The sequence below is a fragment of the Aureimonas ureilytica genome, assembly GCF_001475935.1.
Classification (GTDB): Bacteria; Pseudomonadota; Alphaproteobacteria; order Rhizobiales; family Rhizobiaceae; genus Aureimonas; species Aureimonas ureilytica_A.
The window spans coordinates 1-26,773 of the sequence record NZ_LDQA01000006.1; the positions used below are offsets into that span (position 1 = coordinate 1).

The following is a 26,773-nucleotide window of genomic DNA, read 5'->3' on the forward strand; positions in this document are numbered from 1 at the left end:
GCGCTCGCGCGAGCGCGTCGAGGCCGAGGCGGACTGGCTGCGGCTGGCGCGCGGGCGCGGCGTGCCACTCTCGATCCTGCGCCTGTCGGGCATCTACGGGCCGGGGCGCAACGCGTTCGAGAATCTGAAATCGGGCAAGGCGCGGCGGCTGGTGAAACCGGGCCAGGTCTTCAACCGCATCCATGTGGACGACATCGCCGGAGCGCTGCGTCTGCTGGCCGCCCGCAACGAAAACGCCATCGTCAACGTGACCGATGACGAGCCCGCGCCGCCGCAGGATGTGGTCGCCTTCGCGGCCGAAATTGGCGGCTTCGACCTGCCGCCGGAGGTGGATTTCGAATCAGCCGATCTCACGCCGATGGCACGTTCTTTCTATGGGGAGAACAAGAGAGTGCGAAATCGGAGGCTCAAATCGCTCGGATACGAATTTTTTTTCCCGACCTTTCGTGAAGGCCTGGGGGCGCTGAAGCCCTGAATCCTCGGGGATTCGATCACGGAGTATTTCGTAAAGATTTCAGTAATTTATTTTTCGTGATGGAACCGTCCCTTTTTGGCCTTTTCCGGCCTTCATTCCCACCGGATCGAACGGCGGGGGCCACGAGGGGATTTCGTTAAGGAATTCAATAGGCTCGGCCCGCGCGCGTATGAAACGGATCGGGTGCGGACTTTTGCACATACGAACGCTGGCTGTGACGGCCTCTGCCTTGACCTCGCTTTTCCTCCTCGCAACGCCTCATGCCGCCGAGGCGGCGGGCGTCAGGACCACCTGCGGCGGCGCGTCCTGGTACGCCCTCCATTCGCGGACGGCCTCGGGCGAGCGCATGAATCCTTCCGCTCTCACGGCTGCGCACAAGACGCTGCCGCTGGGCTCCAAGGTCAAGGTGACGAACCTCAACAATAAGCGTTCCGTCGTGGTGCGCATCAACGATCGCGGCCCCTTCATCAAGGGGCGGATGATCGATCTCTCAAAAGCGGCGGCCTCCAAGCTCGGCTTCGTGTCGGCCGGCCATGCCCGCGTACAGATCGAACCGGCGGACGGCTCGGGCGCGGAAAGCTGCGGCTGAGCGGATCGGGTCTCATGGCTTACGCCATGATCGCCTTTCCGCCGAACCGGGCGGCCTTGCGCCGCCCCTTCTTTCTCCGAGATGGATTCGCGCCGGCTTGCGAACTCAGGCGACGGCCGCCAGCGCCCGATCGCTCCGCTTTGGCTCCGCCGCCGGACCGCCGATCATCGCGGGATCGATTCGCGCAAGGCCGGCCTTCAGCGCTTCGACGCAGGTTGCATCCACCGCCGTGCCGGTCTCCGCGTCCAGAATACCCAGCGCCTTCGACACGGGCATGGCCGCGCGATAGGGCCTGTCGGCCGTCAGCGCGTCGAAGATATCGGCCACCGTCACGATGCGCGTTTCCAGGCTGATGGCTTCGCCCTTCAATCCCTCCGGGTAGCCCTTGCCGTCGAGCCGCTCGTGATGCGCGCCGCCGACCTCCGCGAGGCTCGCGAAGGCGCCGATCTGGGACAGGATGGTTCGGCTGTGGCTCGCATGGAGTCGCATCAGGGCGACCTCGTCGTCCGTCAGCGGGCCGGGCTTGTCGAGAATCATGTTGGAGACACCGAGCTTGCCGATATCGTGCAGAAGCGCCGCGCGCTTCATCCAACGGCGTTTTTCGGGCGTGAAGCCCAGCGTTTCGCCGATCAGGTCGGTGAACAGGGCGACCCGCTTGCAATGGCCCGAGGTGAAAGGACTCTTGGAGTCCACCACATCGGCGAAGGCCTCGGCGATCTCGTCGAGATAGTCTTCATCCACGAAACCCTCGTCCTCTTCACAGGCGGGGAAGAGATCGGCTTCAGGACCTTCGAGCCGGCTCCAGAAACCCGGCCGGGCGCTCGCACGGCGAAAGGCGGACACCAGCGCCGGATCGAACCAGCGGCCGTTGCGTGCCGCGACCTCGTTCAAGGCCGCTTCCGCGCCCTCGCCGCGATGAAACACATCCACGACCTGCGACAGAAGCGCGATGCGGGCAAAGAGCGGGATCACCTCGCCCGCAAGACCCTGCGGCCGGCCCTTGCCGTCCCAATGTTCGTCCAAGGCCAGAATGGCCCCCGCCACCCGCTCGGAAAAGCGCAGACGGCGCGCGATGCCCGCGCCCCGGTCGCAGCGCGTTTCGATCAGCTCCCGGCTGATGTCGCCGCCATGGCGGAAGATATGGGCGATGGCGCGAAACCGCTCGGCCAGACCCGCCGTCAGGCCCGTCTGTTCGATAACAAAGCGCAGCACCTGCGGCAGCCCGTCGTCCAGCCGCTTGAAGCTTCGCTTGAAGGTGAGGTCGTCTGCCAGATAGAGCTGGCAAAGCCGCGCAGCGTTGGAAGAGCAGCCGAGATCCTTGAGGGTGATGGCGTAGCGCAAATCCGCCAGCGCGCCCGCGTCGAGCCCCAGTTCCCGGCCGATCCACGTTCCGATAAAGGCCGAGCGGACGCAATGGCCCGCCGGCTGACCCTCCGTGAGATCCAATGCGTGGCTGAGGGCGCCCAGAAGCTCCGTCAGCCGAACAGGAGCAGGTGGGGCAAGCGGGAGAAGGGACATCGGCACCGGCGATCGCAAATCTTGATGTGTCATACATCAGGCAGATTAAGCTCGGTTTGATGCCGCCATTCGAAATCGCTCGTCACGTCTGAGCCCCGGAGGGGCTGTGAGGGACGCTGACGCGAAAGCGCCCCCGCCGGCAGAGCCAGCGGGAGCGCGAATGGCGAAAGCGGGCAGATGCCGCTTCGATCAGGCTTCGGTGTCGGCCGTTGCCTTCTTGCGCGGGCCGCGGCGCTTGCCGGCGTTGTCCGCCGCGCTTTCGGGGACGCTCGCTTCGGGCTCCGGCATCTCGGCCTCCGGCGCCGCGATTTTCCGGCCGAGGCCGATGCTCTTGGCAAGTTCGGAGCGCTTGGCCGCATAATTGGCTGCGACCATGGGATAATCAGCCGGCAGGTTCCACTTCTGACGGTAGGCTTCCGGCGTCAGATTGTAATGCGTCATCAGATGGCGCTTGAGCGACTTGAACTGCTTTCCGTCTTCCAAGCAGACGATATAGTCCGGTGTGATGGACTTCTTGACGGGGACGGCCGGCACGAGCGGCTGCGCTTCGACTTGCTGCGCCTCGGTCGGCGTGTCGAACTGCAGGGCGTCGAAGACGATCGCGATCAGGCTGGGAAGATCGTCGCGCGGAACATGGTTGTTGCTGACATAGGCTTTGACGATCTGCGCCGCGAGATAGCGACGGGACGAAACCTGGTCCGAATGATCTTCCATGCCCTTTCAGACTCCTCATTACGCTGGAGTGATACCGCGATCACCGCTGTCTAATAATTGCCCGTGTATTTGCCTGTGACGGCGTTCTCTTTCAAGTCGAAATAGCGCAGGGGCGAGACATTCCATCGGTTCAGGGTGTTGCACACTCGAATTGGGTGACGCGATTTTCCTGTCTTGCAGCGCAATAATTCAAATTGCATGCAAATTTCATCTGCATGGCGCCGTCATTTCCATCGTCGAATCACCCGTGCCACTTGTTTCATACTGGCGAAATCGGAGATTGTGGCAGGCTATCAATAGGCTTCGCTCGATTTGGCGAGGCCATCTTCGTTTCTGCTCCGAACCTGTCCTGAAGTTCATGGGACAATGTTGGGTTGTTTTGCTTTGCAAAGGAATTTTCTGGCAACGCAACTTGGCTGATACTGGCCTTTATTCCTCAAGGGAATGTGGGGCGTCCCATGTCTAGGACTGGATGGCGCGATGGTGGATGATGGGCAGCGCTGGCGAGGGATTTATAAAATTCAGGATCTATAGAAGACTGGAAAACACATATTTTACGGTCAATGAATGGCGGGCGGAAAACCGGTCCATTCATTTGGCGCAGGAAGTCGATCGAAACAAATGACCCCTCGAAATCCTATGCCCGATTTGAAGGAAGGCGGCCAGCGGGCGAGCCGCCTCTTGCCGGACCCATGCGAACCTGCGCCGGTAGACCTGAAAGCCAAGGCCGGTTCGGGGCTGCGCTTCCAGCGCGAGGCTGCGCTGGAAGAGGGGAACTTCCAATTCTAGATCGTTAGGCTCATCTGCCAGAAATCCGCCTCCAGGCGACAGGCCTCGCCGAAGAGTCCCGCCAGTTCCCCGAAGCGCCGCTCCGTCAGAGCGCGCTCCGCCAAGGCGTTCAGATGCAGGCGTGCTGCGGCCGCCACCTCTTGATAGGCCGGACCCGCATATTCCTCGATCCATTCGCGGTACGGATGTTCGGCCAGATGGGCCGGTCCCAGCGAATCGGCCAGCCGCGCGCCGATCTCGCCATAGCCGATGACGCACGGGGCGAGAGCCGTGTGCAGATCGAGAAGGTCGCCCGACGCTCCACAGTCCAGGACGAAGCGCGTGTAGGCGGTTGTCGCCGGCTCCTCGCGCGCTTGTTCCAGATCGCCGGAGCTGAGGCCCCAGCGTTCCGACAGGCGGATATGAAGGTTCAGCTCCACATCCAGAATGGCTGACAGCGCCGCCTTCGCCCGGCGCATATCCGCGAGGGTCCGGCTCTTGTAGATGGCCAGCGCATTGGCCCGCGCGAACTGGATGAGGAAGAGATAGTCCTGCACGAGGTATCGCTGGAAGGCCGCTTGCGGCAGCGCACCGATGCCCATGCGAAAGACGAACATGTGGTTCACATAGGCGTCCCAGTCCTCTTGGGCGGCCGATTTCAAGCGCTCGAACACATCGCTCATGAAGCCTCCGCCCCATAGGCCGCTTCGAAAAAAGCGCGCTCCAGCGCGACGGCCCGGCGAAACAGATCCTCACAGAGCGCGTGATGCTCCGGCCCGACCCGGTCGAGTTCGGAGCGCAGGAAGGCGACGAAATCGCGAAAGCCTGGATTGTCGTGCAGCGTGATCCATTCGCGGTGCACGAAATCGCCGGGAAGCGGCTGGGGCGCTCGCGAGGCCCAATCGAGATAGAGCCATTCGGCGACGGTGAGAACGCTGAGCGCGGCCGCATAGGAGCGCCGTTCGGCCGCCTCGCGCATGATCGCCTGGAAGCCCGAAGTCGCCGCCGTGTCGGGCGTGGCCTCGCGCTCGGCAGGGGAGACGCCCAACGCCTCGAAGGCGCGCTCGAAATAGGTGTTCTCCTCGCCCGCCACGAGGCCGGCGAAGCGGGCGAGCCGTAGGCGCGATTCGAACCGGTCGCTGGTCGCCATGGCCGCGCCGAGCAGCATCAGGAACGGATCGAGAAAGCGATGATCCTGAACGAGATAGCGCGCCATGATGTCCGGCGCGATCGTGCCGGCCATCAGCTCTCGCGTGAAACGATGCGTGACGGCTGCCGTCCAGTCGGGCTCGGCGGCAGCGCGCAGCCGCTCGCTGAAGCGCTCCTCCTGCGTGATCCTCGCCGGCTCAGCGACGCCTTGCGGCTCAGGCGCGCCTGCGCTCACGATGCGCGCTCCCCTGCGATCGCAGGCCAAAGGGCATGGAAATGATGCACCGGCCCGCGCCCACCGCCCAGTCGCCAGCTCTTGGCGGATTGCAGCGCGCCTTGCAGATAGGTTCGTGCCTCGCGCACCGCCTCGTTCAGCTGATGGCCCTTGGCGAGTTCCGCCGCGATGGCGGCGGCCAGCGTGCAGCCGGTGCCATGGTCGTTGATCGTTTCGACGCGGGGAAAGGCAAGGCGCAGCTCGCCGGCATCCGACAGGAGCCAGTCCACGCTCTCGGCCTCCTGACGGTGTCCGCCCTTCATCAGGACGGCGCGCGGCCCAAGGGCGCGGAGGCGCTGGCCCTGTTCGCGCATCTCCGCTTCCGTCTCGGCCACGCGCTCGCCCAGAAGCAGCGCGGCTTCCGGCAGGTTCGGCGTCAGAACCTCGGCCAGCGGCAGAAGCTCCTCTTTCAAGGCACCGAGCGCATCCTCGTCGATCAGCCGATCGCCCGAGGTCGCGATCATCACGGGGTCCACGACCGCGTGCCTTCCATGGGCGCGCAGGCGCCCGGCAATGGCGCGGATCACCGCCTCGCTCGACACCATGCCGATCTTGATGGCCCCGACATGGAAATCCCCGAGCACGGCGTCGATCTGCGCCGCGACGATGGCGGGCGAGAGCGTTTCGACTGCCGTCACGCCTCGCGTGTTCTGCGCGGTGACGGCGGTGAGAACGCTGGTGCCGAACGTGCCGAGCGCCGAGAAGGTCTTGAGGTCGGCCTGAATGCCGGCACCGCCGCCTGAATCCGAGCCCGCAATGGTGAGCGCGACCGGGATCATCGCTTCAGCTCCACCGCGTAATCGGAGACAGGGGGAACGGCCGGAATGACGCCTTTGGCCTTCAGGAACTCCGCGAAACGCTCCATGCGCGCCATGTCCAGCGCGCCGGGGCGCTTGGCGAAGCGCGGCAGCGTGTCGGCGAAGGCGGTGCGGTTCAACTCGTCGTTCAGGTCGGGATAGGCCTTCAGGAAGAGCCGAAGAGCCTCGTCCGGATGGTTGGTGAGGTAGAGCGTCGCTTCCTCCACAGCGTCGAGGAAGCGCGGCAGGCGGGCATCGTTCAGGAGATCGCGGCGCGTGACATAGACCAGCTCGTCATAGGCCGGGACGCCGTTTTCCTCGGGGTAGAAGAAGCGGCCCTCATGCTGTTCGAGGCGCATCTGCGTCGCCTCGAAATTGCGATAGGAGCCGATCGTGGCGTCCACATTGCCGGAGGCGAGCGAGGCGGTCAGCGCGAAATTGACATTGATGAGCGTGACGTCGGCGAGCGTCAGCCCGGCCGAGCCCAGCATGGCGGAGAGAAGCGCTTCCTCGACGCCCGCCACGGAATAGCCGATCCGCTTGCCCTTGAGGTCGGCCAGGCTCTTCACCGGCCCGTTGGCGAGAACCGCGACCGTGTTGAGCGGCGTTTCCACCAACGTGCCGAAGCGCACCAGCGGCAGGCCGCCGGCCTGATCCAGCATGAGATTGGGCTGGTAGTGCAGGGCGACATCTGCCTGGCCGGCGGCCACGAGGCGCGGCGGCGCGGAGGGGTCGGCCGGAGGCACCAGATCGACATCGAGCCCGTGCTTTTCGAAAATGCCCTTTTCCTTGGCGATCACCAGTGGCGCATGGTCGGGGTTGACGAACCATTCGAGAAGCACGGTCAGCTTGTCGGCGGCGAGCGCGGGGCTCGCCAGAAGCGAGGCCGCAAGGGCGGCGGCCGCGAAGAGGGAACGCATCAGGACGATTTCCTTCGAAGGAGGGAGGGAAAGGGGGAGGGGCCGCTTTCGGCCGCCCAAGGGGCGAGACGCGGCGCTAACTCGTCCACCAGCGCGCGCAGCGCCAGCGTCATGGCGGCCAGAAGCGCGAGGGCGGCGAACATGAGATCGGTCTGCATCCGGGCATTGGCCTGGATCATCACGAAGCCGAGCCCGCCCGACGCGCCGACCCATTCGCCGATCACCGCGCCGAGCGGGGCCAGCGGGGCGGCGACGCGAAGGCCTGTGACGAGGGCCGGCAGGGCGAGCGGAATGCGCACGAAGCGCAGCGTCTGCCAATGGGTGGCGGTGGTCAGGGCGGCGGCGTCCAGAAGCTCGGGCTCGGTGCGACGCAGCCCGTCGGCAAAGGCGGAGGCGACGGGAAAGAAGATGACGAGCGCCGCCATCACGACCTTGGACACGAGGCCGAAGCCGAACCAGAGCACCAGAAGCGGCGCGAGGGCGAAGACGGGCATGGCCTGAAGCACGAGGAGCAGCGGCCAGGCGACACGGCCGAGACGCGGCCAGAGCACGGTGCCGAGCCCCGCCAGCGCGCCGGCACAAGCGCCGAAAACGAGCCCGAGGATCGTCTCCACCAGCGTCAGCCAGCCTTGCGCCAGAAGAAAGCCGGAGCGCGCCCATAGCGTTGCGGCGACGCGCGCGGGCGAGGGCAGCATATAGGGCGGCGGCGCAGCCAGCGCGACGAAGACCGCCCAGATCAGAAGAACCGCCAGAAGTCCGAACAGCGTGGCGCGAAGCGCGCGCATGGCCTCAGGCCTCGCGGGGCGGATGGCGAGACAAGGAACTGTGGGAGGCCCAGAGCAGGGAGGCGCGGAGACGAAGCGCCGACTGTCCCGCGCCATGGCCTCGCGGACTGTCTGGGTCCCTGCGCCGAGGGACCCGCGCCCTCGGCTTCGCGCAAGCGCTAGAACCTGCATCGGCACTCGGCCGCGAGGGCGGTTCAGTGGCGTTCAGTCGAATGAAACCCATGCGATCTCCTCAGGCCCGAACGGGCCGCAAGAGATCCGGAGCGAAGCGAAGAAGGTGCCAAGACGACTGAAGCGCCGCCCATTCCCGTTCCTACGCCGGTATGACCCGGATCAGGTTCAAGGGTTCGGCTTTCGCCATCTCAGCGCCATCAGGCACACCCCTCGGAATGGCATGAGTGATGCCGGCCTCTCCCGGCTTTGTCAACCGGCCCGCCGTGACGGGCCGGATGTGGGGCAGGGACGGTCAGGCCGGCAGAAGCTCGGGCGCGGGCACGCTCGCGCGGCCGATCGAGATATAGCCCAGCCCGGCGGCCGCAGCCTCGGCCGGCGAGAAGACATTGCGGAAATCGACGATCATGGGCACGGCGAGCGCGCGCTTGTAGTCGGCGAGCGGGCGCTCGGAAAATTCCCGCCACTCGGTCGCGATGACGCAAAGGTCGGCGCGCTCCAGCGCGGCGTCCATGCTCGGCGCATACTGGACGGCCTCGCCCAGAAGCTCGCGGGCATGGCCCATCCCTTGCGGGTCGTAGGCGCGCACGATCGCCCCCTCGTCGGCGAGCTGTTCGGCCACCAGAACCGCCACGCTGTCGCGCACGTCGTCGGTCTCGGGTTTGAAGGTAAGGCCGAGCAGCGCCACGGTCTTGCCGCGCACATCGCCGCCCGCCGCCGCCACGACCTTGGCCACCATGCGGTGCGGCCGGGCGCGGTTGACCGCGATGACCGCTTCGACGATCGTCGCCGGGCTCAGCGCCTTTTCGCCGATATGCACCATCGCGAGCGTGTCCTTCGGGAAGCAGGAGCCCCCATAGCCCGGCCCCGGCTGGAGGAAGGCGCGCCCGATGCGCTTGTCGGACCCCATGCCGCGCGAAATGTCGGCGATGTTGCCGCCGACCTTCTCGCAGATGTCGGCCATTTCGTTGATGAAGGAGACCTTGGTGGCAAGGAACGTGTTGGCGGCATATTTGATGAGTTCGGCCGAAACGATGTCGGTCGAGATCAGCTCGAAGCCTTGGGCGGTGAAGGGCTTGTAAAGCGCCTCCATCACGTCTCTCGCGCGCGCCGACTCCGTGCCGACGACGATGCGGTCCGGCTTCATGAAGTCGGAAATGGCGTTGCCTTCGCGCAGGAACTCGGGGTTCGAGGCGATGTCGAAATCGAGCGAGGGGTTCTCGCGCTCGATGATGCGCCGGATCTCGCGCCCTGTGCCGGCCGGCACGGTGGACTTGGTGACGATCACGGCGGGATGGGTCAGGGCGCGGGCGATGTCGCGGCTGGCGGCGAAGACATATTGAAGGTCGGCATTGCCGTCGAGCTTGCGAGTGGGGGTGCCCACCGCGATCATGACGATCTGCGCGTCCGCCACGGCTTCCGCCAGATCGGTGGTGAAGCGCAGGCGACCCGCCTCGACATTGCGCCGAACCACCTCATCCAGCCCCGGCTCGTAGATCGGGATGGCACCGGCGCGCAGCATGTCGATCTTCGCCTGCACCTGATCGACGCAGACGACGTGATGCCCGGCTTCGGCGAGACAAGCGCCGGACACGAGGCCGACATAGCCGGTTCCGATCACAGCAAGGTTCGAAGCGGTGTTTTCGAGCGGCGGCACGTTGCCCATCGTCTTGGGTCCATTCTTGGCGCTGTCGTCGTCAGGGTCCCTGCCGCGTTGCGGTGCAGCATGGGTAGGGCTTTGTACGTTGGGTGATGCAAGGCGGCAACCGACTCGCGGCAAAAGTTTATCCTTTATTGTCTACATTCTCTCATTTGCGGATTTTTGACGTCGCTCCCGTCAATTGGGCGCAATTTGAGCGATTGCCGCAAGCTTCCTTTCAAGCACTGCTTTTAATGTCCTGCAGACAAGACGCCGGATCGGTCCTTCGCGCGAGATGCGAGGGGCGGGTCGGTGGCGGATAGCAGCGAGATATCGAAATGATCCCTTTCCAGGCTGAACTGGTGACCGGCACGATCGATCTGTCGCAACGCGATGTCTCGGATGCGCGCGAACGCCTGGCGCCGGCGCGCGGCATTCTCCTCGGTCTTGCCATCTCGTCCAGCTTCTGGGCGGGCCTTGCGGTCTGGGCGTTGGCCTGACGCTCGCCGTAATTTTGGTCGATCGAACCCTCGACCCGGCGTGCCCGCCGCAGCTGGGATGCGTTAGCGCAAAAGCCTCAGAAGCGCGGGGTCTCCCAGCGCGATGAAATCGCCATTGGCAAAATTCTGGTCGCGCTTGCCGTAGCGCAGGGGCTCTCCCTCCGGTGTCGTGACGAGGCCGCCTGCTCCTTTCAGGATCGCGTGTCCGGCCGCGATGTCCCATTCCATCGTCCGACCGAAGCGCGGATAGAGGTCGGCCTCCCCGGCGGCGAGCAGGCAGAATTTCAGGGAGGAGCCCCGACAGGCGACATGCCGGATGGCATGACGCGTCAGCCAGCGCGCAGTTTCGGGCGTTGCATGAGAGCGGCTGGCGACGGTGACGGGCTCGGCCGGTGCGGCTCGGACCCGCATGGCGCGGCGCTCCACGATGGCGCCATCCAAGACCTCGCCCTGCCAGCATGACGCGCCATCGGCTGCAAAAACGCGGCTGAGGCAAGGGGCATAGATGACGCCAAGGCGCGGCGCGCCCGCCTCGATCAGCCCGACATTGACCGTGAACTCGCCATTGCGTCCGATGAACTCGCGCGTTCCATCCAGCGGGTCCACCAGAAAGAAGCGCTCGCCGACATCGGGAATGCGCCCGGCCGCCGCCTCTTCTTCCGCGATCACCGGGATATCCGGAAAGTCGACCCCGAGAGCTTCCAGAAGAATCGCTTCCGCCAGCCGATCCGCTTGCGTCACGGGCGAGCCGTCGCTCTTGGTCTCAGCTTCGATGCAGCCGTCATAGATCGCCATGATGGCCGCGCCGGCGCGAAGGGCGGCGGAAACGATGCGATCGAGACGGTCGGACATGAAAAAACGGGCCTTGAGTGCGCTCAAGACCCGTTTCACATGCTGGCCTGCGGAGGTGCAAGCCTTATCGAGAATGCTGCGGCGGGCCGAAGCCCGCCGTCCGGTCTCAGTAGCTGCCGTCGCGCTTCAGAACCACGCCGACGGTCTTGAACAGAATGCGCAGGTCCAGAAGCACGGACCAGTTGCGCACATAGTAGCTGTCGAACTTGACGCGGGCGGCATAGCTGGTGTCCGAGCGGCCGTTGACCTGCCACATGCCGGTGACGCCGGGGCGAACGCGCTTGTAGGCGGAGATGCGGTGCGAGTAGCGCGGAATCTCGTCGTCCACGATCGGGCGCGGGCCGACGAGGCTCATGTCGCCCTTCAGCACGTTGAACAGCTGCGGCAGCTCGTCCAGGCTCGTCTCGCGGAGAATGCGGCCGATTCGCGTGACGCGCGGGTCGTTGCGCAGCTTCTGCGAGGCTTCCCACTCGGCCTTCGCGACGGGATCGCTCTGGAGAAGCTTCTGAAGAAGCTCGGCCGAGTTCGTCGCCATGGAGCGGAACTTGTAGCAAGGGAAATGCTGTCCGTCGAAGCCGACCCGCTTGTGTCCGAAGAAGATCGGACCGGGATCGGTGATCTTCATCAGAACGATGATGAAAAGCATCAGCGGGCTGAGAAGGATCAACGCCGTGACGGCGATCAGGATGTCCAGGCTGCGCTTGGCGTGGCCGCCCACGGGGGCGTAGCCGAGCGCTGGGACGTCCTTGCTGATCTCAGCCAGGGAAGAAAGCTTCGTCATGACCTAGGGCCTCGATACCGGGGGCGGTGATAGGGAAGCTTTATGGCCAAGTCTGTCGTTACGGCAAGCAAGCTCCCTCGAATCCGAATCGCGGCATTAAGGATTGGATAACCTTGATCATCCGTCAATTTTCCCTGTCGAGTCCGTGCCGAATCTACGCCTTTCGGTTGCATTCTTGGAATTTGCTTTTCCAGGTGCGTGGGTCGATCGAGCTACGCGAAGTAATATCGAATAATACTAATGTTGTTTGTGTGATTTTTCGTTTTTTGTATTTTATGATGGAATTTTGATGGAAAAATTATGCAAGGAACCGAGATGTTTTCTTTTACTGCGGTTTTACGACAAGCTTAAGGCAGGGAATTCAGAAATTTTCTCCGTCGACATGCTTGGAAATAATAATATGAAAACTGATAAAATCTATTCGACATGGTCCTGTGGTTGCTCTTTTTCTTGTGGTTTCGTTGTTCCGCATGGTGAAGACACGATCGTAACGGACGTGCTTGGGCGTTTTGTCTTGTGCGACGCATTCCGCGTCGTTGTGCTTTGCAGCAAATCGTGATCTCTGAAATATAAGGTGATCGATTTTTTCTCATTAAGGGGATGTCAAAAATCAAGAAATGTGACGCCCTAGCGTCTGAAACGATTTAGCAAGGGAATTTCGAGCTGAAGGATGAAAAAAAGATAAGTCAGGTTAATGTAATCGTTCCAATTTTATGGTTTTGATTCGCTGGAATCAAGTCATCATGTTGCGGCGCTGCCACTGAGCAGATGCAAAAAAGCCTCAATTCACCTCAGTGCGCCAGAGCGCCGGAAAGGCTGTGGCCTGCGCCCGCCAGAACCTGGGTTGAATGAATTTTATAAGAAATGTGGGCATTGATGGAAGCAGCGACGTTCGCTTCTGCTTTGGCCATCTGCCATGTGGAGCCGCGTCGGATCACATGTTTCGAATATAGATTCGCGCGCGACGCGATCGTTTCCCGCGTTGTCCCGGCGCAAACGCCGCCTCGGCTTTCGTTGGAAAAGCCCTGGGGCCAGCCATTCGTGTCGCGCGTTCGAGCGCGTATGCCTTGCCCGTCCTTCACCGACGCGTCGGTGGGCCTTGCGGGCATAAACCGCTGGCGGCCCAGCCGCCAGCCATGCAACGGTCGCCCGGAGCATGAGCGCAATGGCTTGCGTATCGCATGACGTAAGCCGACGAGGCCTTTAGAAAAAGTCGACCTCGCCCGACTCGGCGGCGGTCTCGCTCTCGCCCAGCAGCCGCGACCGCAGGCTCGACAGGGTCATCGCCTCGAAACAGGCCGCCGGCACGGCCGCTCCGCCCGCCGAGGCGGCGACGCATGTCAAAAGCGCCGAGAGTTCACCAAGATGCTGGGAGGTCGTGTCGATCGTCTGTGCGGTGACCATGGTGGCATGGGCGGTTTGCCCGCCTTCCACGAGGGCATGGAGATCGCGCACCTTGGCCGCCTCGGCGGAGAGTTCGTGGCCGATCCGCTCGAGAAGGGCGGACAGGAGGGGGGAGGGCGAATGGGGCATGGAAACCTTTCTGCCGGGACTGCGCGTGGCTTTCAGCAGGTCGGGTATCGAAACCCAAACGCGGCATCAAGAAGGCGGCCAGCGCGGATTTCAGCGCGAGCGGGCCGGATAGGCGATTTCGCATCGCCTGGCCACCAGAACGGGAGGCAATGGTCGATCCATTCGCTCGTGGCTCGGCCACTGGCTCGAGGAAACCCTCGCCGCTGGCTCGACATCTTGCGTGGAAGGTCGCGGCAGCCCGGTGGCGGACGCGCCTCATGGAGCGATGGGGGCTAGAAAAACTCGACCTGGCCCAAGGCCGAAGGCTCGGGCGCGGGGGGCGGAGCGGGCTCCGGCGCGTCGATATAGAGCTGGCGCGCGCGGCCGCTGCAGGGCCAGAATTCCACCCGGCGAACTCGCAATCCGCCGAGGCTGACGCTCACGAGAGGAATGTTCTCCATCGCCAGGAAGCGCTTGGCGAAGGCGGCATTGGCCGCGCCGATCTCGCCGCGCCCGATCGTGGTTTTGGCGCCTCCGAACAGTTTGCCCAGAAGCCTCTGACGCTCGGCGCCCTTCTCCAGAAGCCCGTTGACCAGCACTTCCATGAGATAGACGCCGTAGCGCTCGGCCGCCCCGCTTTGATGCTGGGTGTCGCCGGGAAGGATGAAGTGGTTCATCCCTCCCGTCCGCGCGATCGGATCGAAGATGCAGGCCGCCACGCAGGAGCCGAGAATCGTCGTCAGGCAGACATCCGAGCGGGTTTCCACGCGGATCTCGCCTTGCGCGACGTGAGCTCGGCCGCCTGCCAGCGTCATCAGGCCAGATTGCCTGTGACGGCCTGAATGGCCTTCTGAAGGGCTGCGGGCTGCACGGGCTTGGGCAGGTAGTTGTTAACGCCGAGCTTCACCGCGCGCTGGAGCACTTCGCGATCGCCCGAACCGGTCAGGAGGATGAAGGGCGTGATGCGGGTTGCCGGATAGGTGCGGATCGCCTGCAGCAGCTGAAGCCCGTTGAGCTTGGGCATGTTGTAGTCGGACACGACGATATGTGCCGGGCTCGACATCATCATCTTGAGCGCTTCTTCGCCGTCCTTGGCGAACGGAATATTGGCAAATCCGATCTGCTGCAGCGCGTCGCGCATCAGGAGACGGCTCGTGGTCTGGTCGTCCACGATCAGGATCTTAATCGTCTGCTTTGTGAGCGACATCGGCGTTAGGCTTTCGTTTCAGGCACCGAACACGGCGCGGTGTATGGATTCGAGCGGGTGTTCCTCGTCGATGGCACCGAGCGAGAAAGCGGCACGTGGCATTCCGTAGACGAGGGAGGATTCCTCATTCTGACCTATTGTCCTCCCTCCAGCTTTACGAATCTCCAATGCGCCCTGCGCTCCGTCGCTGCCCATGCCGGTTAAAATGACGGCAAGGCTTTTTTTTCCGAAACGACGGGCGACGGAGTGAAAGAGAACGTCAACGGACGGGCGATGCCCGCTCACCGTCGCCGCTTCCACGAGGGAGCACATGGGCTCGGAGCCCAGCGCCATGAGGTGGCGCTGGCCGCCGGGCGCGATGTAGATATGACCGCGCTCGATCGGCATCGCGTCTTCCGCTTCCACGACCTGGGCCGGGGACAGGCGGGCGAGCCGCTGGGCGAAGCCACGCGTGAAGCCGGCCGGCAGATGCTGCACGACGAGCGTCGGCGGCCCATCCGCCGGCCAGGTGGAGAACAATGTCGTCAAGGCCTCAATGCCGCCGGTGGAGGCGCCGATGGCAATGACGCTCGGCTCGTCGCGCGAGATACGCGGGCGGATGCCGAGAGGGGCTCCGGCGGCCTGTGCTGCGATGGCCGCATTGGCGCGCCGGGCCGAAATCCCGATCAGCCCTTTCTTGGACGCCGCTGCCTGGCGCAGCGTCTCGCCCAGATGCGCAAAGGCGGGATCGCCCGCCCGCTGCGGCTTGGCCAGGCAGTCGAAGGCGCCGATCGACAGGGCCTCGATCGCGGTCGCCGTGCCCGGGCCGGTCTGGTTCGACACCATGACCACCGGCATCGGGCGCAGGCGCATGATCTTTTCCAGGAACTCGATGCCCGGCATCCCCGGCATCTCGACATCCAGCGTCACCACATCCGGGTCGAGCGCCTTGATGGCGGAGCGTGCTTCAACGGCGGTGCCCGCTTCCCCGATCACCTGGATGTCGGCTTCCTCCCGCAGCGCGTTCTTGATCAACATGCGCATGGTGGGGGAATCATCGATCACCAGCACCCGCACGGGCGTCATTTGGAGTGCCTCCGATAGGTGGTGGTGGCTTCATGGCTGAAGAGCTGGGCGGCCGCGCCGGTGATGCGCTCCGAATGGCCGGCATACATCCAGCCTCCCGCCGGAATCTGCTGGGCCATGCGGACCCAGAGCGCCTCGCGCAGCGGCTGGTCGAAATAGATCGCCACGTTGCGGAAGAAGACGATGTCGAAACCGCCGCGCATCGGCCAGTCGTCGAGAAGGTTCAACTCCCGGAACGTGATCAACTCGCGCATCTGGGGCCGCACCACGGAATATCCGTCCGGGCCGGCCGGCAGGAAACCGCGCTCGCGATCGGCCTTGGGTAGCGCGGCCAGCGTCGCCTCGTCGTAGCGCCCCGCGCGCGCGGTGGCGAGCACGTTGCGATCGATGTCGGTCGCCAGAATCTTCACGTCGCAGCGCGCGATCTCGGGCTCCACCGCCAGCAGCGAAAGGGCGATCGAATAGGTCTCGTGACCCATCGAGCAGCCCGCGCTCCAGATACGCACGCGCCGGCCCTTGGCCGCCTGGGCGAGGAGATCGGGCAGGACTTGGCGGCGCAGATGCTCGAAATGATGGGGTTCGCGCAGAAAGAACGTATAGTTGGTGGTCAGCGCCTCCACCATCTTCTTCAGTTCGACCGCGCCGCCCGCCGATTCCACGAGATCGCAATAGGCGGCAAAGGATGAGATGCCGACATTGCGCAGACGCTTGATCAAGCGCGAATAGACGAGCGACGTCTTGGCATCGCCGAGATAGATGCCCGCTTCCTTGCGGATGATCTTGGCGACGCGGTCGAAATCCCTCGGGGAAAGGACCGGGTCGTCGCTGGCGACAGAGGCGAGAAGACGCGCGGCCTCCATGTCAGTTCAGCCTGAGGCGCTCGGGCAGCATCCGCTCGGGAATGACGCGGGCGATCATGCGATCTTCCAGCGCGATCACCGAAGACACGAAGGCCTTGGCCGAGTCCTGCGCGAGGTCGGGCGCACCCTGCATCAGCTCGGGCGAGACCGAGAGGATGTCCGACACGGCATCGACCAGGAGGCCGAAGGTCTGGTCCTCGGCCTGAACGACGATGATGACGTGGCGCGGCGTCGGCTCGTCCACATGCAGGCCGAGCCGGGCCGCCAGATTGACCACGGGCAGCACCGTGCCGCGCAGGTTGATGACGCCCATGATGTAATGGGGGGCGTGGGGGAGGGTGGTGGCTGGCGTCCAGCCCCGGATTTCGCGCACCGCCTTGATGTCGACGCAGAATTCCTGAGGACCGACGCGGAAGGCCACCATCTCGACGCCGTAGCCGATGGATTTGCGGGCCGTGTTCGACATGAATGCTTACTCCGCCGCGACGTTGTCGATACCGAAGATGAAATTGTCGAGCGTCCGGTCACCCGCGATGGCATCGACATCGACGATCAGCGCCACGCGCCCCTCGCCGGAGATCGTCGCGGCCGAGATACCCGGCACGGGACGGTAGTTCTTTTCCAGGCTCTTGATCACGACCTGCCGCTGGCCCCGGATGTCGTCCACCAGGAGCGCCACGCGCCGGTTGTTGTCGCAATCCACCAGGATGGCGACGGAGGTCAGCGGATCCACCGGCTCCGTGCGGTAGCCGAGCGCAACGCCCACATCGATCAGGGGGACGATCTGGTCACGCACGTGAACCGCGCGGCCCTGGCCGACCAGTTGCAGGTCTTCCGGCTGGGGCCGGAAGGTGAAGACGATGGCGCTCAGCGGCACCACCAGCGTTTCGTCCTCCACCCGCACGATCATGCCGTCGAGCACGGCCAGCGTCAGCGGCAGGCTCATGGTGAAGGAGGAGCCGAGGCCGGGGCGCGAGGAGATGGACAAGCGTCCGCCCAGCGCCTCGATCGAGGATTTCACGACGTCCATGCCGACGCCGCGGCCGGAAATCGCCGAAACGGTGGTGGCCGTCGAGAAGCCCGGCAGCATGACGAGCTGGTCCGTTTCCTCGTCCGACAGAACCGCGTCGGCCGGGATGAGGCCCTTGTCGATCGCGATCTGGCGCACCTTGGGGCGGTTGATGCCGCCGCCATTGTCTGAGATCTCGATGATGATGCGGCCCGAGCGATGGGCGGCCGAGAGCGTCACCGTGCCTTCGGCCGGCTTGCCCTTGGCCACGCGATCCTCGGGCTTTTCCAAGCCATGGTCGATCGCGTTGCGGATCATGTGCGTCAGCGGGTCTGACAGGCGTTCCACCACGGTCTTGTCGACCTCGGTGTTCTCGCCATAAGTGATGAAGTTGACCTTCTTGCCCGTGGCGGAGGCGGTTTCGCGCACGAGGCGCGGCATCCGCTGGAAGACCGACTTCACCGGCTGGGCGCGCACGGCCATCACGCTGTCCTGCAGCGTGCGGGTCAGGCGATCCAACTCCTCGATCGAGCTGACGACCTCGGAGCCGGTGGGAAGCCCGGCTTCCTCGACCTTCTGGGCCAGCATGGTCTGAGTGGTGACGAGTTCGCCCACGAGATCGATCAGCTTGTCGACCCGGTGCAATTCGACGCGAATGACGACGGCGGGCGCTTCGGCCTCGCCCTTGTTGCCGGCCTTGTCCTTTTCCTCCTTGCCCTCGGCTTTCGCGGGCTCAGAGGCTTCGGGGGCCGGCTTCAGAGAGGGGAGGGGGGAGCCCTCCGCCTGACCGGTGGTCTCGCCCTCGGCCGGCTCGGTCGAAATCTCGCTCTGGAGGCGCGCCAGGAGATCGGCGACCGACAGGCCGCCCGCATCGTCATCGCCCATCGCCGAAAAATCAGGCATCGCGCCGCCGCGCGCCTTGATCTCGAGATCGCAGTCCCATTCGGCGAATTCGAAGATTTCGCGAACCTTCGCCTCGCTGGCATTCTCGCCGTCGAGTTCGATCTCGAAGGCGAGATAGGCGCCCTCGGGGTCGATCGTGTCGAGCATCGGCACGTCGGATGTGTCGCAGCGCACCACGGCCTCGCCCAGCGCCGCGACTTCGCGCAGGAGCACGGCCGCCTCGTTGGCCTTGGCGTAGAGATCCTTGCGCGGGCGGAAGGAGATTCGAACCGCCGGGCCGCCTTCGTCGGCGTCCAGGGCCGGCGCGTCGCCAAAGCCCATCGCGCTCCAGTCCATCGCCACGGGCGTGAACTCAAAATCCGCCAAGCTCAGGCCGCCATCCTCGTCCGCGCCGTCCTCGGCCGCCGAATGGCCGCCCTTGGGGCCGCCGATCAGCGTTTCGAGTTCGACGATCAGCTCCTTGGAGCGCTCCTGGTCGCCATCGCCGCCGTCGCGGCCGGCGGCCACGAGGTCGCGCAGATGGTCGGCCGAGCGGAGCATGACCGGCATGACCGTGTCGTCGGCCGCCAGACGGTGCGAGCGGACCTCGTCGAGAACGGTTTCGAACGTGTGGGCGAACTTGACCAGCTTGTGCAGGTCGAACGCGCCCGCGCCGCCCTTGATCGAGTGCACCGCGCGGAAGACGCGGTTCACCGTGTCGTCGTCGGTCTCGCCGCCTTCCATGGCGGTGAGGCCGTCTTCCAGCTCCTGAAGCTGGTCGTCGCATTCCTGAAAGAAGACGACTCTGATTTCGTCGAGTGCGCTCATGGGCGGATGGTCCTCAGGCGACGACGCGGTTGATGGCGGCGATCAGCCGGGCGGGATCGAACGGCTTGACGATCCAGCCCGTGGCGCCGGCGTTGCGGGCGCGGTCCTTCTTGGCTGTGTCGCTTTCCGTGGTGAGGACGATGATCGGGATCGCCCGTTTGGTGGCATCGACGCGCACGGCCTCGATGAATTCCAGCCCGTTCATCCGGGGCATGTTGATGTCGGTGATGATGGCGTCGGGCTCGCTTGCGCCCAGCACCTCCAGCCCGTGCAGCCCGTCCTCGGCCTGGATGACGGTGAAGCCGGCCGGCTCCAGGGCCGAGCGCAGCAGCTCGCGCATGGTGCGCGAGTCGTCGATGGTCAGGATGGTCTTGCCCATCACGCGGCCTCCCTTTCAAACAACTCGTCGCAGCTAAGGCCCATGAGGGCGAGATCGCGCTGGAATGCCTCGGAACTGTCCGACAGGCGAATGGGAACGCCGTCCGCGCCCCAGGTGCGCCCGGCCGAGATCAGGAGCTGGAGACACTGGCCGCCCAGGCGCTTCACGGCGCTGGCGTCGAGAGCCAGCGGCGCGCCGCGATGGGCGAGAAGCGTGCCGTGCAGGCCGCTCGCCGCCGTGACGTCGAGCACCGCCGGCAGGGCGCAGACGACCTCGCCTTCCACCGGCGCGCTCGCCTCGGCCATCATGGCCAGGACGAAGTCGGGCAGCGCATCTCCGGCCGTGGCCGGCTCGTCGCCGGCTTCGGGTTCGTCGCCGGTCTCCGGCTCGGCGTCCTCGGCGCTTGCGGCGCTGGCCGCCAGCGTCTCGTCGGCCGTCTCGTCGTCGCTCCCGCTGTCTTCGGCCATATCAGCCATGGCGAGCGGCTCGATCTCGGCAGCGGCGTTCGGCTCGTCTTCGAGGGCTTCGGTCTCGCCGAGTTCCAGGGTCGCGGGCTCGAGCGACACGATCTCGCTTTCGCTCTCGACCGCTTCAATCTCGTCCGCTTCGCTCTCGTTCGCCGCATTCTCGGCGGACTCAGCGCTCGGCTCGGCCATCTCGGGCGGGGCGAGGTCGGCGGGCTCAGGCTCGCCTGTCTCGTCCGTGTCGGCCATCGCCGCTTCGCTCGCCGCCATCATGGCGAGGATTTCAGGCGGCAGGGCGACCACGAGTTCGTCCTGGGGAGCCGGCGCGGCGGGCTTCGGTCCGGTGTTCGTCTGGTTCGAACCCATCAAAATTCCTCCCAACCCATATCTTCGGCCGCAGCTGCGGCGGCGGGCGCTGCGGCGGCTGCCGAGGCGGCCATGGCGACAAGCGCGGGCTTGGCCACCGGCGCGGCTTCAACCGGGCGCGACGCGGGCGCGGCGTGCGCCTTCGGCGCGGTCTTCATGGCGGCGGAGAGCGAGCGAAGCTGGGCGACCGCGCCATTGGTTCCATCGACGCGGAACGAGGACACGAGGCGGCCGAGCTCTTCGGTCTCGCTGCGCAGCGACAACGTGGCGGCGGTGGTTTCCTCCACCATCGCGGCGTTCTGCTGCGTTACGCGGTCCATCTTGTTCACGGCGTCGTTGACGTCGGCGATGCCGATCGACTGTTCGCGCGCCGAGCCGGCGATCTCCTGCACCAGCGCGTCGATCTGCGTGACCTGCGCGGCGATGCGGGTGAGCACCTCGCCCGAGCGGTTGACGAGATCCACGCCGTTGCCGACATGGCCGGACGAGGCGCTGATCAGCGTCTTGATTTCCTTGGCCGCTTCCGACGAGCGCTGGGCGAGCGCGCGCACTTCGAGCGCCACCACCGCAAAGCCACGGCCGGCGTCGCCCGCGCGGGCCGCCTCGACGCCGGCGTTCAGCGCCAGAAGGTTGGTCTGGAAGGCGATCTCGTCGATCACGCCGATGATGCGGGCGATCTGCTGCGAGGACTTCTGGATGGAGTTCATCGCCTCCACCGCCTCGCGCATGACCTCGCCCGAGCGCTCCGTATCCTGGCGGGCGACCGCCACGGAGGAGGCCACGGAGGCGGCGTTTTCGGCCGCGTGCTTCACGGTCGCGGTGATCTCGTCCAGCGCCGAAGCCGTCTTGTCGAGGCTGGCGGCCTGCTGCTCGGTGCGGCGCGACAGATCGTCGGCCGCATGGCCGATCTCGCTCGTGCCGTTGGAGATGGAGGAGACGGACTGCGTGACGCGGCCCACCATGTCGTGCAGGTGGTTGACGGCGGCGTTGAACTCGTCGCGCAGCTTGGTGTAGCGCGAGGGGAACTCGCCTTCGATGCGGCAGGTGAGGTCGCCGGCCGACAGGCGCGTCAGAGCGTCCTGCAAGGTGCCGGTCACGAGGGTCTGTTCATCGACGATGCGCTGGCGCTCGGCCGTCGCTTCCGAGGCCTTGGCCTCGGCCTCCGCGCGCACCGAGCCGATCTGGGTTTCGAGCGTTGCGGCCTTCTGGCGGACGCCGCGCAGCGTTTCGCCGAGCTGGGCGATCGTGCCGATCTCGTCGCCGCGCGAGGCCGCGCCGATCACCACATCCGTTTCGCCATCGGCGAGGCGCTTCATCTCGTCGGCCGTGCGGCGCAGCGGCGAGGCGACGCCACGCATGAGGAGCCCGCAGGACAGCGCGGCAAACGCGAGCGGCAGGCCGAGCGCGAAGGGGAAGGTGAGGCCGTAGGTGGCGCGCGCTTCCTCGCGGCGCGTTCCGGCGGCGCTCAGCGCCGCATCGTCGCCGTCGCTCAGCGTGCGGGCGAGGGCGATCATCGGGGCGGCGTCGGGCGCGGTCTGCACGGCCGGCAAGGCCAGCTCCGCGCGCGTCTTGGGCGAAACCGCAGCCGGGGCCGGAGCCGCAGACAGGGCGTGTTCCACATCAGCGCGGAAGTCGGCGTCGAGCGTCTTCAGGCGTTCCAGACGGGCCGCGTCGGTCGCGCTTTCGAATCGGCCCTGAAGCGCGCCGACCGCGCTGCCGAGCTCGACACCCGCGCTCTTGAAAGCGCTGGCTGCTTCGCTGCCGGGCTGCTGGAGAAGCGTGAGCGCGGCGGTGCTGCGCGCCAGAACGGCGCGTTCCAGAGCGTCGGTGGCGCGGGCACGGTCCAGCAGAGCGTCGTAGGCGGCATTTGCGGCCTGCGAGTCCTTCACGCTCTGATGAATGGCCGCGCCGCCCATGCCGAAGCCCGCCGTCGTCACAGCGAAGGCAAGAAGGAGCTTGCGCGAGGTGGGGAAGTTCTTGAACGCGAGCATGACGTCTCCGGAGCAGGCGCGTGCGGCGACCGCGATTGGCGAAACGGGCTGAACGAACGGAGCGGTGCTGAACCTGGCATCGGCGACCCGTCACCTGGGAAAGGTGGAGGAGGCCGAGCGTCCGGGCGCCGGCCGGTTCGCCGATCGCATCCAGCACGGACCGATCGTCTTCGCTCAATTTGTAACGAGTGAAACGATAAGATTGTGTTGAGTAGCAAATGGATATCGAAGCAAGCATTTATTAATATTGATGCATCGGTAACCTCCGACACCCTCCCTTGGTCTGCGATGGGAAGGTTTGGTTGCGGTGCTCTCTAGAGTCTCCTTGTCATGAAGGCTTCGAGTGCGGGTGAAAAATGCTTTGTTCACCTTGTGGACTCAGTTGTCAGGCTGGCCGATGGATTTAACGGCTGCGAAATCTGTTTCAGACATTTTGTTCTTGTCCGAAAGCGAGGTCGTGTCGCGATGTCTTCTTCAGAAAATGCCTTCGCCCTGTCAGGCTCTTGCGAGTTGTCTCGTCTTGGCGAGTTGCAAGGAGAGCTTCTCGATTTCGCCCGTCGCCATCCCGAAGGTCCGGTTCATCTCGACCTGACGGCGGTGGATCGGGGGGACGTGGGCTTGGTTCAGTTCCTTGTGAGCTTCCAGGCTTCGATGTCCGCCAAGGGGCGCAGCCTGACGCTCGCCCTCTCCGACTCGGTCGAGCAGCTGTTTCAGCGCGCCGGGGTCGTCGTGCCGGGCCGTTGAGCCGGCATTCTCCTTTCCTCCCGAACGTTCAATCCCGTACCCAGAAAGGTGCAGTCCGTGACCAAGTCCGTCCTTTGCGTCGATGACTCCGCCAGTATCCGTCAGATGGTGTCCTTCACCCTCGAAAGTGCAGGCTACGCGCCCGACACGGCCGTGGATGGCGCCGACGCGCTGACGAAGCTGGACCAGAACAAGTATCAGCTCATCATCACCGACCTGAACATGCCCAATCTCGATGGGATCGGCATGATCAAGAAGGTGCGCGAAATGCCCCAGCACGCCGGCGTTCCGATCGTGATGCTCACGACCGAATCCGACGAGGGCAAGAAGCAGGAAGGCAAAGCGGCCGGCGCCACCGGCTGGATCGTCAAGCCGTTCGACCAGACGAAGCTCGTCGCCGTCGTCAACAAGCTGATCGGAGCCTGATGTCCATGGGCGGCGATATGCTCGAAGTATTCCTCAATGAAGCGCGTGATCTTCTGGAACAGCTCGAAGCAGCGCTGCTCGATCTGGAAAGCAGGCCCACCGACCGCGAGCTGATCAACACCACTTTCCGCGCCCTTCACACGCTGAAGGGTTCGGGTGGCATGTTCGGCCCGCCGGCCATGGCGGCGTTTGCGCATGAGCTGGAAAACGCCTTCGAGAAGGTGCGTCAGGACAAGGCTCCGGTCACTCCGCAGCTCGTCAGCCTCCTTCTCCAGTCGGCCGACCAGATCCGCAAGCTCTTGTTCGAAAGCGACGGCGACCATTCGGCCGAAAGCCGCCGGCTGGCCGACGCGCTGCTGGCGGAAGTCGCCGAAGCGCCGGGTGCGGGCGCTGTGTCCGCTGCCGCCCCCCAGGCCGCAGCCCCGGTGGCTGCCAGCGCCAAGGCGATGCAGCGCTTCCGCATCCGTCTTCAGTTCGAGCGCAACGCGCTGGCCTTCGGCACCAATCCGCTGGCGCTTCTCGATGAGCTGCGCGATCTCGGCGAGCTGAAGGTGACGGGCGTTCTGTCCGGCGTGCCCGTGCTCGAAGAGCTGGTGCCGACCGACCTTTACATCAGCTGGGAGATGGAGCTGGTCACCTCGCAGGGCCGCTCGGCGATCGACGACGTGTTCATCTTCGTGGATGGCCCGGACGCGGTTCGTGTCGACGAGCTGAGCGACGAAGCGCAGAGCGTCGAGCCGGTTGCCGCTCCGGCCGCCGCGCCCGTTGTCGCGGCTGCGCCGGCTCCGGTTGTCGCCGCGCCGCCGCCTGCCGCCGCCCCTGCGGCTCCCAAAGCCGCCGTCGCGCCCTCTGCCAAGCCCGCCAAGGCGGACGAAGCCAAGGCCGCTGTGGCGGAAGCCAATGTGCGTGTTTCGGCTTCGCGCCTCGACATGCTTCTCGATCAGGTCGGCGAACTCGTGATCGCCCAGGCCCGTCTGTCGGCCTTGGCGCGCAACCGCCACGACCCCGTTCTCACCACCGTTGCCGAAGAAATCGAACGCTTGTCCTCGGACCTGCGCGACTCGGCCATGGGCATGCGCATGGTGCCGATCGAAACCCTGTTCGGCCGCTATCGCCGCGTCGTGCGCGATATTTCGTCGGATCTGGGCAAGGATATCGACCTTCAGTTCTCCGGCGAGGAAACCGAGCTGGACAAGACTGTGCTCGACCGCCTCGGCGATCCCATGGTCCATATCATCCGCAATAGCTGCGACCACGGCATCGAGTCGGCCGAGCGTCGTGAAGCGGCCGGCAAGACCAAGCGCGGCCTCCTGCGCCTGTCGGCTCGCCAGGCGGGCACCGAAGTCGTGATCACGATCGAGGATGACGGCGCCGGCCTCAACCGCACGCGCATCCTGGAAAAGGCTCATGCGGCCGGCATCGTGCCGGAAGGCGTGATCCCGCCCGATCGCGAGATCGACGAGCTGATCTTCCATCCCGGCCTCTCCACGGCCGCCGCCGTCTCCAACCTGTCGGGCCGGGGCGTGGGCATGGACGTGGTGCGACGCACGATCAACGAGCTGCACGGCACGATCGAGATCGACTCGCGGCCGGGCGAGGGCACGCGCTTCATGCTGCGCCTGCCGCTGACGCTCGCCATCATCGACGGCCTCCAGGTCGCGATCGGCGATGCCCAGTGCATCCTGCCGCTGACCAGCGTCGAGGAATGCGTGGAACTCGCCGCCGTCGAATCGCGGGCCTCGGGTGGTCGCAACTTCGTCGACATTCGCGGAACGCTCGTTCCGCTTCTGTGGATGAACGAAGTGTTCGGCACGAGCGAGCGCGGCTCGATCGTGGTCGTCACCGAAAACGACTCCGGCAAGCTCGGCGTCGTCGTGGATCAGGTCGTGGGCCAGCACCAGACGGTTATCAAGCCGCTCTCGCCGCTCCATGCCAAGACGCCCGGCCTTGTCGGCGCGACGATCCTGGGTGACGGCGCCGTGGCGCTCATCCTCGATGTGAATCCCCTTGCCCGGTTCGTGGCCCAGCCCCGCGCCGACCGCATCGCCGCCTGACGGAGCGCTCCCATGTCGCAGATCACCGAATCCGCCGATCCGTCCCTGCAGGACTATCTGACCGTCGCCCTCGGCAACGATCTCTTCGGGATCAAGGTCGCCCTGGTGCACGAGGTCCTCGATCCCCCCGCCATGACGCGCGTTCCAAACGCGCCGTCCTTCGCGCCGGGCCTCATCAACGTGCGCGGCAATGTCCTGCCGCTCATTGATCTTCGCAACCGCTTCGGCATGGAGCCCACCGAAGACACCGAGACGAGCCGCGTGATCGTCTCGGAGGTCTCCTCCTCGGGCGAGACCTTCCATGTCGGCATCAAGACCGACGCGGTGTTCGAGGTCATTCATGTGCGCACCGGCGAGGTGGAAGCCATGCCGGAATACGGCACGCGCTGGCCGAGCCGCTATCTCGACGGCGTGGTGCGCCAGGATGACCGCTTCGTGGTGCTGCTCGATGTCGAGCGGCTTCTCGAAGACGCCTGAACCCGCCCCACCCCTTCCATCCAGCGCCGAGCCGAACTTACAGGGATGAGAGCATGAACACGCCCTTCCAGTCCTCCCGTTTCGAAGACGAGGATGTCGACGGCAACAACGAGATGCTGACCTTCCAGCTCGGCTCGGCGGCCTTTGCCGTCAACGTGCGCCAGGTCCGCGAGGTTCTCGATCACAAGCCGATCCAGCGCATGGCCAATGCGCCGGCGAGCCTTCTGGGCATGATCGACGTGCGCGGCGTCGGCGTGCCGGTGGTCGATCTCAAGCGGCGGCTCGCCATGCCGCCGAGCGAGGATCGCGAGGTCGGGCCCGAAACCCGCATCGTCGTTCTCGAGTTCGAGACCGACGAACATCTGCACACGCTGGCCGTCATCGCGGACGCCGTGCATGAAGTCGCCGATATGTCGGACCAGACGCTGGAAGCGCCGCCCCATGTCGGCGAAGCCTGGAGCAACGATTTCGTTCAAGGGCTCGGGCGTCGGGGCGACTCGTTCCTGACCCTTCTCAAGGTCGAAAAGCTCTTTGGCGCCTCCGATCGTGCTCTCCTCATGGCACAGGCGGCCTGACC

Annotated in this window: 27 protein-coding genes, 1 pseudogene and 1 riboswitch; of the genes and pseudogenes, 8 read left to right on the top strand and 20 right to left on the bottom strand. The window is 65.1% G+C overall.

Annotated elements, in window-relative coordinates; genetic code table 11:
- Positions 1-475 (top strand): annotated as a pseudogene (locus NS365_RS01675) (NAD(P)-dependent oxidoreductase); the annotation flags it as partial.
- A 193-nt stretch (positions 476-668) separates the two neighbouring features.
- A complete protein-coding gene (locus tag NS365_RS01680; protein WP_058598549.1) occupies positions 669-1,064 on the top strand; it encodes a septal ring lytic transglycosylase RlpA family protein in 396 nt (131 codons plus the stop codon).
- Between the two features lie 105 nt (positions 1,065-1,169).
- Here NS365_RS01680 and NS365_RS01685 read toward each other — a convergent pair whose 3' ends face one another.
- From NS365_RS01685 to NS365_RS01720, 8 genes are all read right to left on the bottom strand, one after another.
- Positions 1,170-2,582 (bottom strand): HD-GYP domain-containing protein, encoded by a 1,413-nt coding sequence (locus NS365_RS01685; protein ID WP_058598550.1) that lies wholly within the window; start codon positions 2,580-2,582, stop codon positions 1,170-1,172.
- A gap of 189 nt (positions 2,583-2,771) precedes the next feature.
- Positions 2,772-3,296, bottom strand: coding sequence for a MucR family transcriptional regulator (locus NS365_RS01690; RefSeq protein WP_058598551.1), 525 nt, complete (start codon positions 3,294-3,296; stop codon positions 2,772-2,774).
- A 785-nt stretch (positions 3,297-4,081) separates the two neighbouring features.
- On the bottom strand, positions 4,082-4,747 hold the full coding sequence (gene tenA / locus NS365_RS01695) for a thiaminase II (RefSeq protein WP_058598552.1): 666 nt from the start codon (positions 4,745-4,747) through the stop codon (positions 4,082-4,084).
- Entirely contained in the window at positions 4,744-5,448 is a 705-nt protein-coding gene (locus NS365_RS01700; RefSeq protein WP_244498328.1) for a TenA family protein, read from the bottom strand. The genes tenA and NS365_RS01700 overlap by 4 nt, the downstream gene beginning before the upstream one ends.
- A complete protein-coding gene (gene thiD, locus NS365_RS01705; protein WP_058598553.1) occupies positions 5,445-6,266 on the bottom strand; it encodes a bifunctional hydroxymethylpyrimidine kinase/phosphomethylpyrimidine kinase in 822 nt (273 codons plus the stop codon). Before thiD ends, NS365_RS01700 begins: the two co-directional genes overlap by 4 nt.
- Positions 6,263-7,204 (bottom strand): ABC transporter substrate-binding protein, encoded by a 942-nt coding sequence (locus NS365_RS01710; RefSeq protein WP_153003612.1) that lies wholly within the window; start codon positions 7,202-7,204, stop codon positions 6,263-6,265. Before NS365_RS01710 ends, thiD begins: the two co-directional genes overlap by 4 nt.
- Complete coding sequence (locus tag NS365_RS01715) at positions 7,204-7,989, bottom strand: ABC transporter permease (protein WP_058598554.1); 786 nt, start codon at positions 7,987-7,989, stop codon at positions 7,204-7,206. Before NS365_RS01715 ends, NS365_RS01710 begins: the two co-directional genes overlap by 1 nt.
- A 293-nt stretch (positions 7,990-8,282) precedes the next feature.
- A riboswitch (TPP riboswitch) is annotated at positions 8,283-8,384 on the bottom strand.
- 71 nt (positions 8,385-8,455) lie between these two features.
- A complete protein-coding gene (locus NS365_RS01720) occupies positions 8,456-9,826 on the bottom strand; it encodes a UDP-glucose dehydrogenase family protein (RefSeq protein ID WP_058598555.1) in 1,371 nt (456 codons plus the stop codon).
- Between the two features lie 311 nt (positions 9,827-10,137).
- Here NS365_RS01720 and NS365_RS24365 point away from each other — a divergent pair, with 311 nt between their 5' ends.
- The gene (locus NS365_RS24365; RefSeq protein ID WP_156418401.1) at positions 10,138-10,299 is read left to right on the top strand and encodes a hypothetical protein; all 162 of its coding nucleotides are present in this window, start codon (positions 10,138-10,140) and stop codon (positions 10,297-10,299) included.
- A gap of 63 nt (positions 10,300-10,362) precedes the next feature.
- Here the strand turns inward: NS365_RS24365 and cysQ are convergent, their stop codons facing one another.
- The 12 genes from cysQ to NS365_RS01785 form a co-directional block, all read right to left on the bottom strand.
- Positions 10,363-11,151, bottom strand: coding sequence for a 3'(2'),5'-bisphosphate nucleotidase CysQ (gene cysQ, locus NS365_RS01725; RefSeq protein ID WP_058598556.1), 789 nt, complete (start codon positions 11,149-11,151; stop codon positions 10,363-10,365).
- 106 nt (positions 11,152-11,257) lie between these two features.
- Positions 11,258-11,932: an exopolysaccharide biosynthesis polyprenyl glycosylphosphotransferase gene (locus NS365_RS01730; RefSeq protein ID WP_058598557.1), complete on the bottom strand. Its 675-nt coding sequence runs from the start codon at positions 11,930-11,932 to the stop codon at positions 11,258-11,260.
- 1,203 nt (positions 11,933-13,135) lie between these two features.
- Positions 13,136-13,465, bottom strand: coding sequence for a hypothetical protein (locus NS365_RS01740; protein ID WP_058598559.1), 330 nt, complete (start codon positions 13,463-13,465; stop codon positions 13,136-13,138).
- Between the two features lie 272 nt (positions 13,466-13,737).
- Complete coding sequence (locus tag NS365_RS01745; protein ID WP_058598560.1) at positions 13,738-14,262, bottom strand: chemotaxis protein CheD; 525 nt, start codon at positions 14,260-14,262, stop codon at positions 13,738-13,740.
- Entirely contained in the window at positions 14,259-14,651 is a 393-nt protein-coding gene (locus tag NS365_RS01750) for a response regulator (protein WP_058598561.1), read from the bottom strand. Before NS365_RS01750 ends, NS365_RS01745 begins: the two co-directional genes overlap by 4 nt.
- Before the next feature lie 18 nt (positions 14,652-14,669).
- Positions 14,670-15,716 carry a protein-glutamate methylesterase/protein-glutamine glutaminase gene (locus tag NS365_RS01755; protein ID WP_058598562.1) on the bottom strand — a complete coding sequence of 349 codons (1,047 nt, stop codon included), beginning with the start codon at positions 15,714-15,716 and terminating at the stop codon, positions 14,670-14,672.
- Entirely contained in the window at positions 15,713-16,576 is an 864-nt protein-coding gene (locus NS365_RS01760) for a CheR family methyltransferase (RefSeq protein ID WP_058598563.1), read from the bottom strand. Before NS365_RS01760 ends, NS365_RS01755 begins: the two co-directional genes overlap by 4 nt.
- A gap of 1 nt (position 16,577) precedes the next feature.
- Positions 16,578-17,042: a chemotaxis protein CheW gene (locus NS365_RS01765; RefSeq protein WP_058598564.1), complete on the bottom strand. Its 465-nt coding sequence runs from the start codon at positions 17,040-17,042 to the stop codon at positions 16,578-16,580.
- A gap of 6 nt (positions 17,043-17,048) precedes the next feature.
- Complete coding sequence (locus NS365_RS01770; RefSeq protein WP_058598565.1) at positions 17,049-19,295, bottom strand: chemotaxis protein CheA; 2,247 nt, start codon at positions 19,293-19,295, stop codon at positions 17,049-17,051.
- 13 nt (positions 19,296-19,308) lie between these two features.
- A complete protein-coding gene (locus tag NS365_RS01775) occupies positions 19,309-19,674 on the bottom strand; it encodes a response regulator (RefSeq protein WP_058598566.1) in 366 nt (121 codons plus the stop codon).
- Positions 19,674-20,504, bottom strand: coding sequence for an STAS domain-containing protein (locus NS365_RS24875; RefSeq protein WP_244498329.1), 831 nt, complete (start codon positions 20,502-20,504; stop codon positions 19,674-19,676). The genes NS365_RS01775 and NS365_RS24875 overlap by 1 nt, the downstream gene beginning before the upstream one ends.
- Positions 20,504-22,495: a methyl-accepting chemotaxis protein gene (locus tag NS365_RS01785; RefSeq protein WP_058598567.1), complete on the bottom strand. Its 1,992-nt coding sequence runs from the start codon at positions 22,493-22,495 to the stop codon at positions 20,504-20,506. The genes NS365_RS24875 and NS365_RS01785 overlap by 1 nt, the downstream gene beginning before the upstream one ends.
- A gap of 465 nt (positions 22,496-22,960) precedes the next feature.
- Between NS365_RS01785 and NS365_RS01790 the strand changes: the two genes are divergently transcribed.
- Genes NS365_RS01790 through NS365_RS01810 form a run of 5 tightly spaced genes read left to right on the top strand, consistent with a single transcriptional unit; the run spans position 22,961 to position 26,771 of the window.
- Positions 22,961-23,239, top strand: coding sequence for an STAS domain-containing protein (locus NS365_RS01790; RefSeq protein WP_058598568.1), 279 nt, complete (start codon positions 22,961-22,963; stop codon positions 23,237-23,239).
- Positions 23,240-23,296: 57 nt separating this feature from the next.
- Complete coding sequence (locus NS365_RS01795; RefSeq protein ID WP_026358289.1) at positions 23,297-23,665, top strand: response regulator; 369 nt, start codon at positions 23,297-23,299, stop codon at positions 23,663-23,665.
- A 17-nt stretch (positions 23,666-23,682) separates the two neighbouring features.
- Positions 23,683-25,719: a chemotaxis protein CheA gene (locus NS365_RS01800; protein WP_343286832.1), complete on the top strand. Its 2,037-nt coding sequence runs from the start codon at positions 23,683-23,685 to the stop codon at positions 25,717-25,719.
- Positions 25,720-25,731: 12 nt separating this feature from the next.
- Positions 25,732-26,196 carry a chemotaxis protein CheW gene (locus NS365_RS01805; RefSeq protein ID WP_058598570.1) on the top strand — a complete coding sequence of 155 codons (465 nt, stop codon included), beginning with the start codon at positions 25,732-25,734 and terminating at the stop codon, positions 26,194-26,196.
- A 53-nt stretch (positions 26,197-26,249) separates the two neighbouring features.
- Complete coding sequence (locus NS365_RS01810; protein ID WP_058598571.1) at positions 26,250-26,771, top strand: chemotaxis protein CheW; 522 nt, start codon at positions 26,250-26,252, stop codon at positions 26,769-26,771.
- Positions 26,772-26,773: the final 2 nt, after the last annotated feature.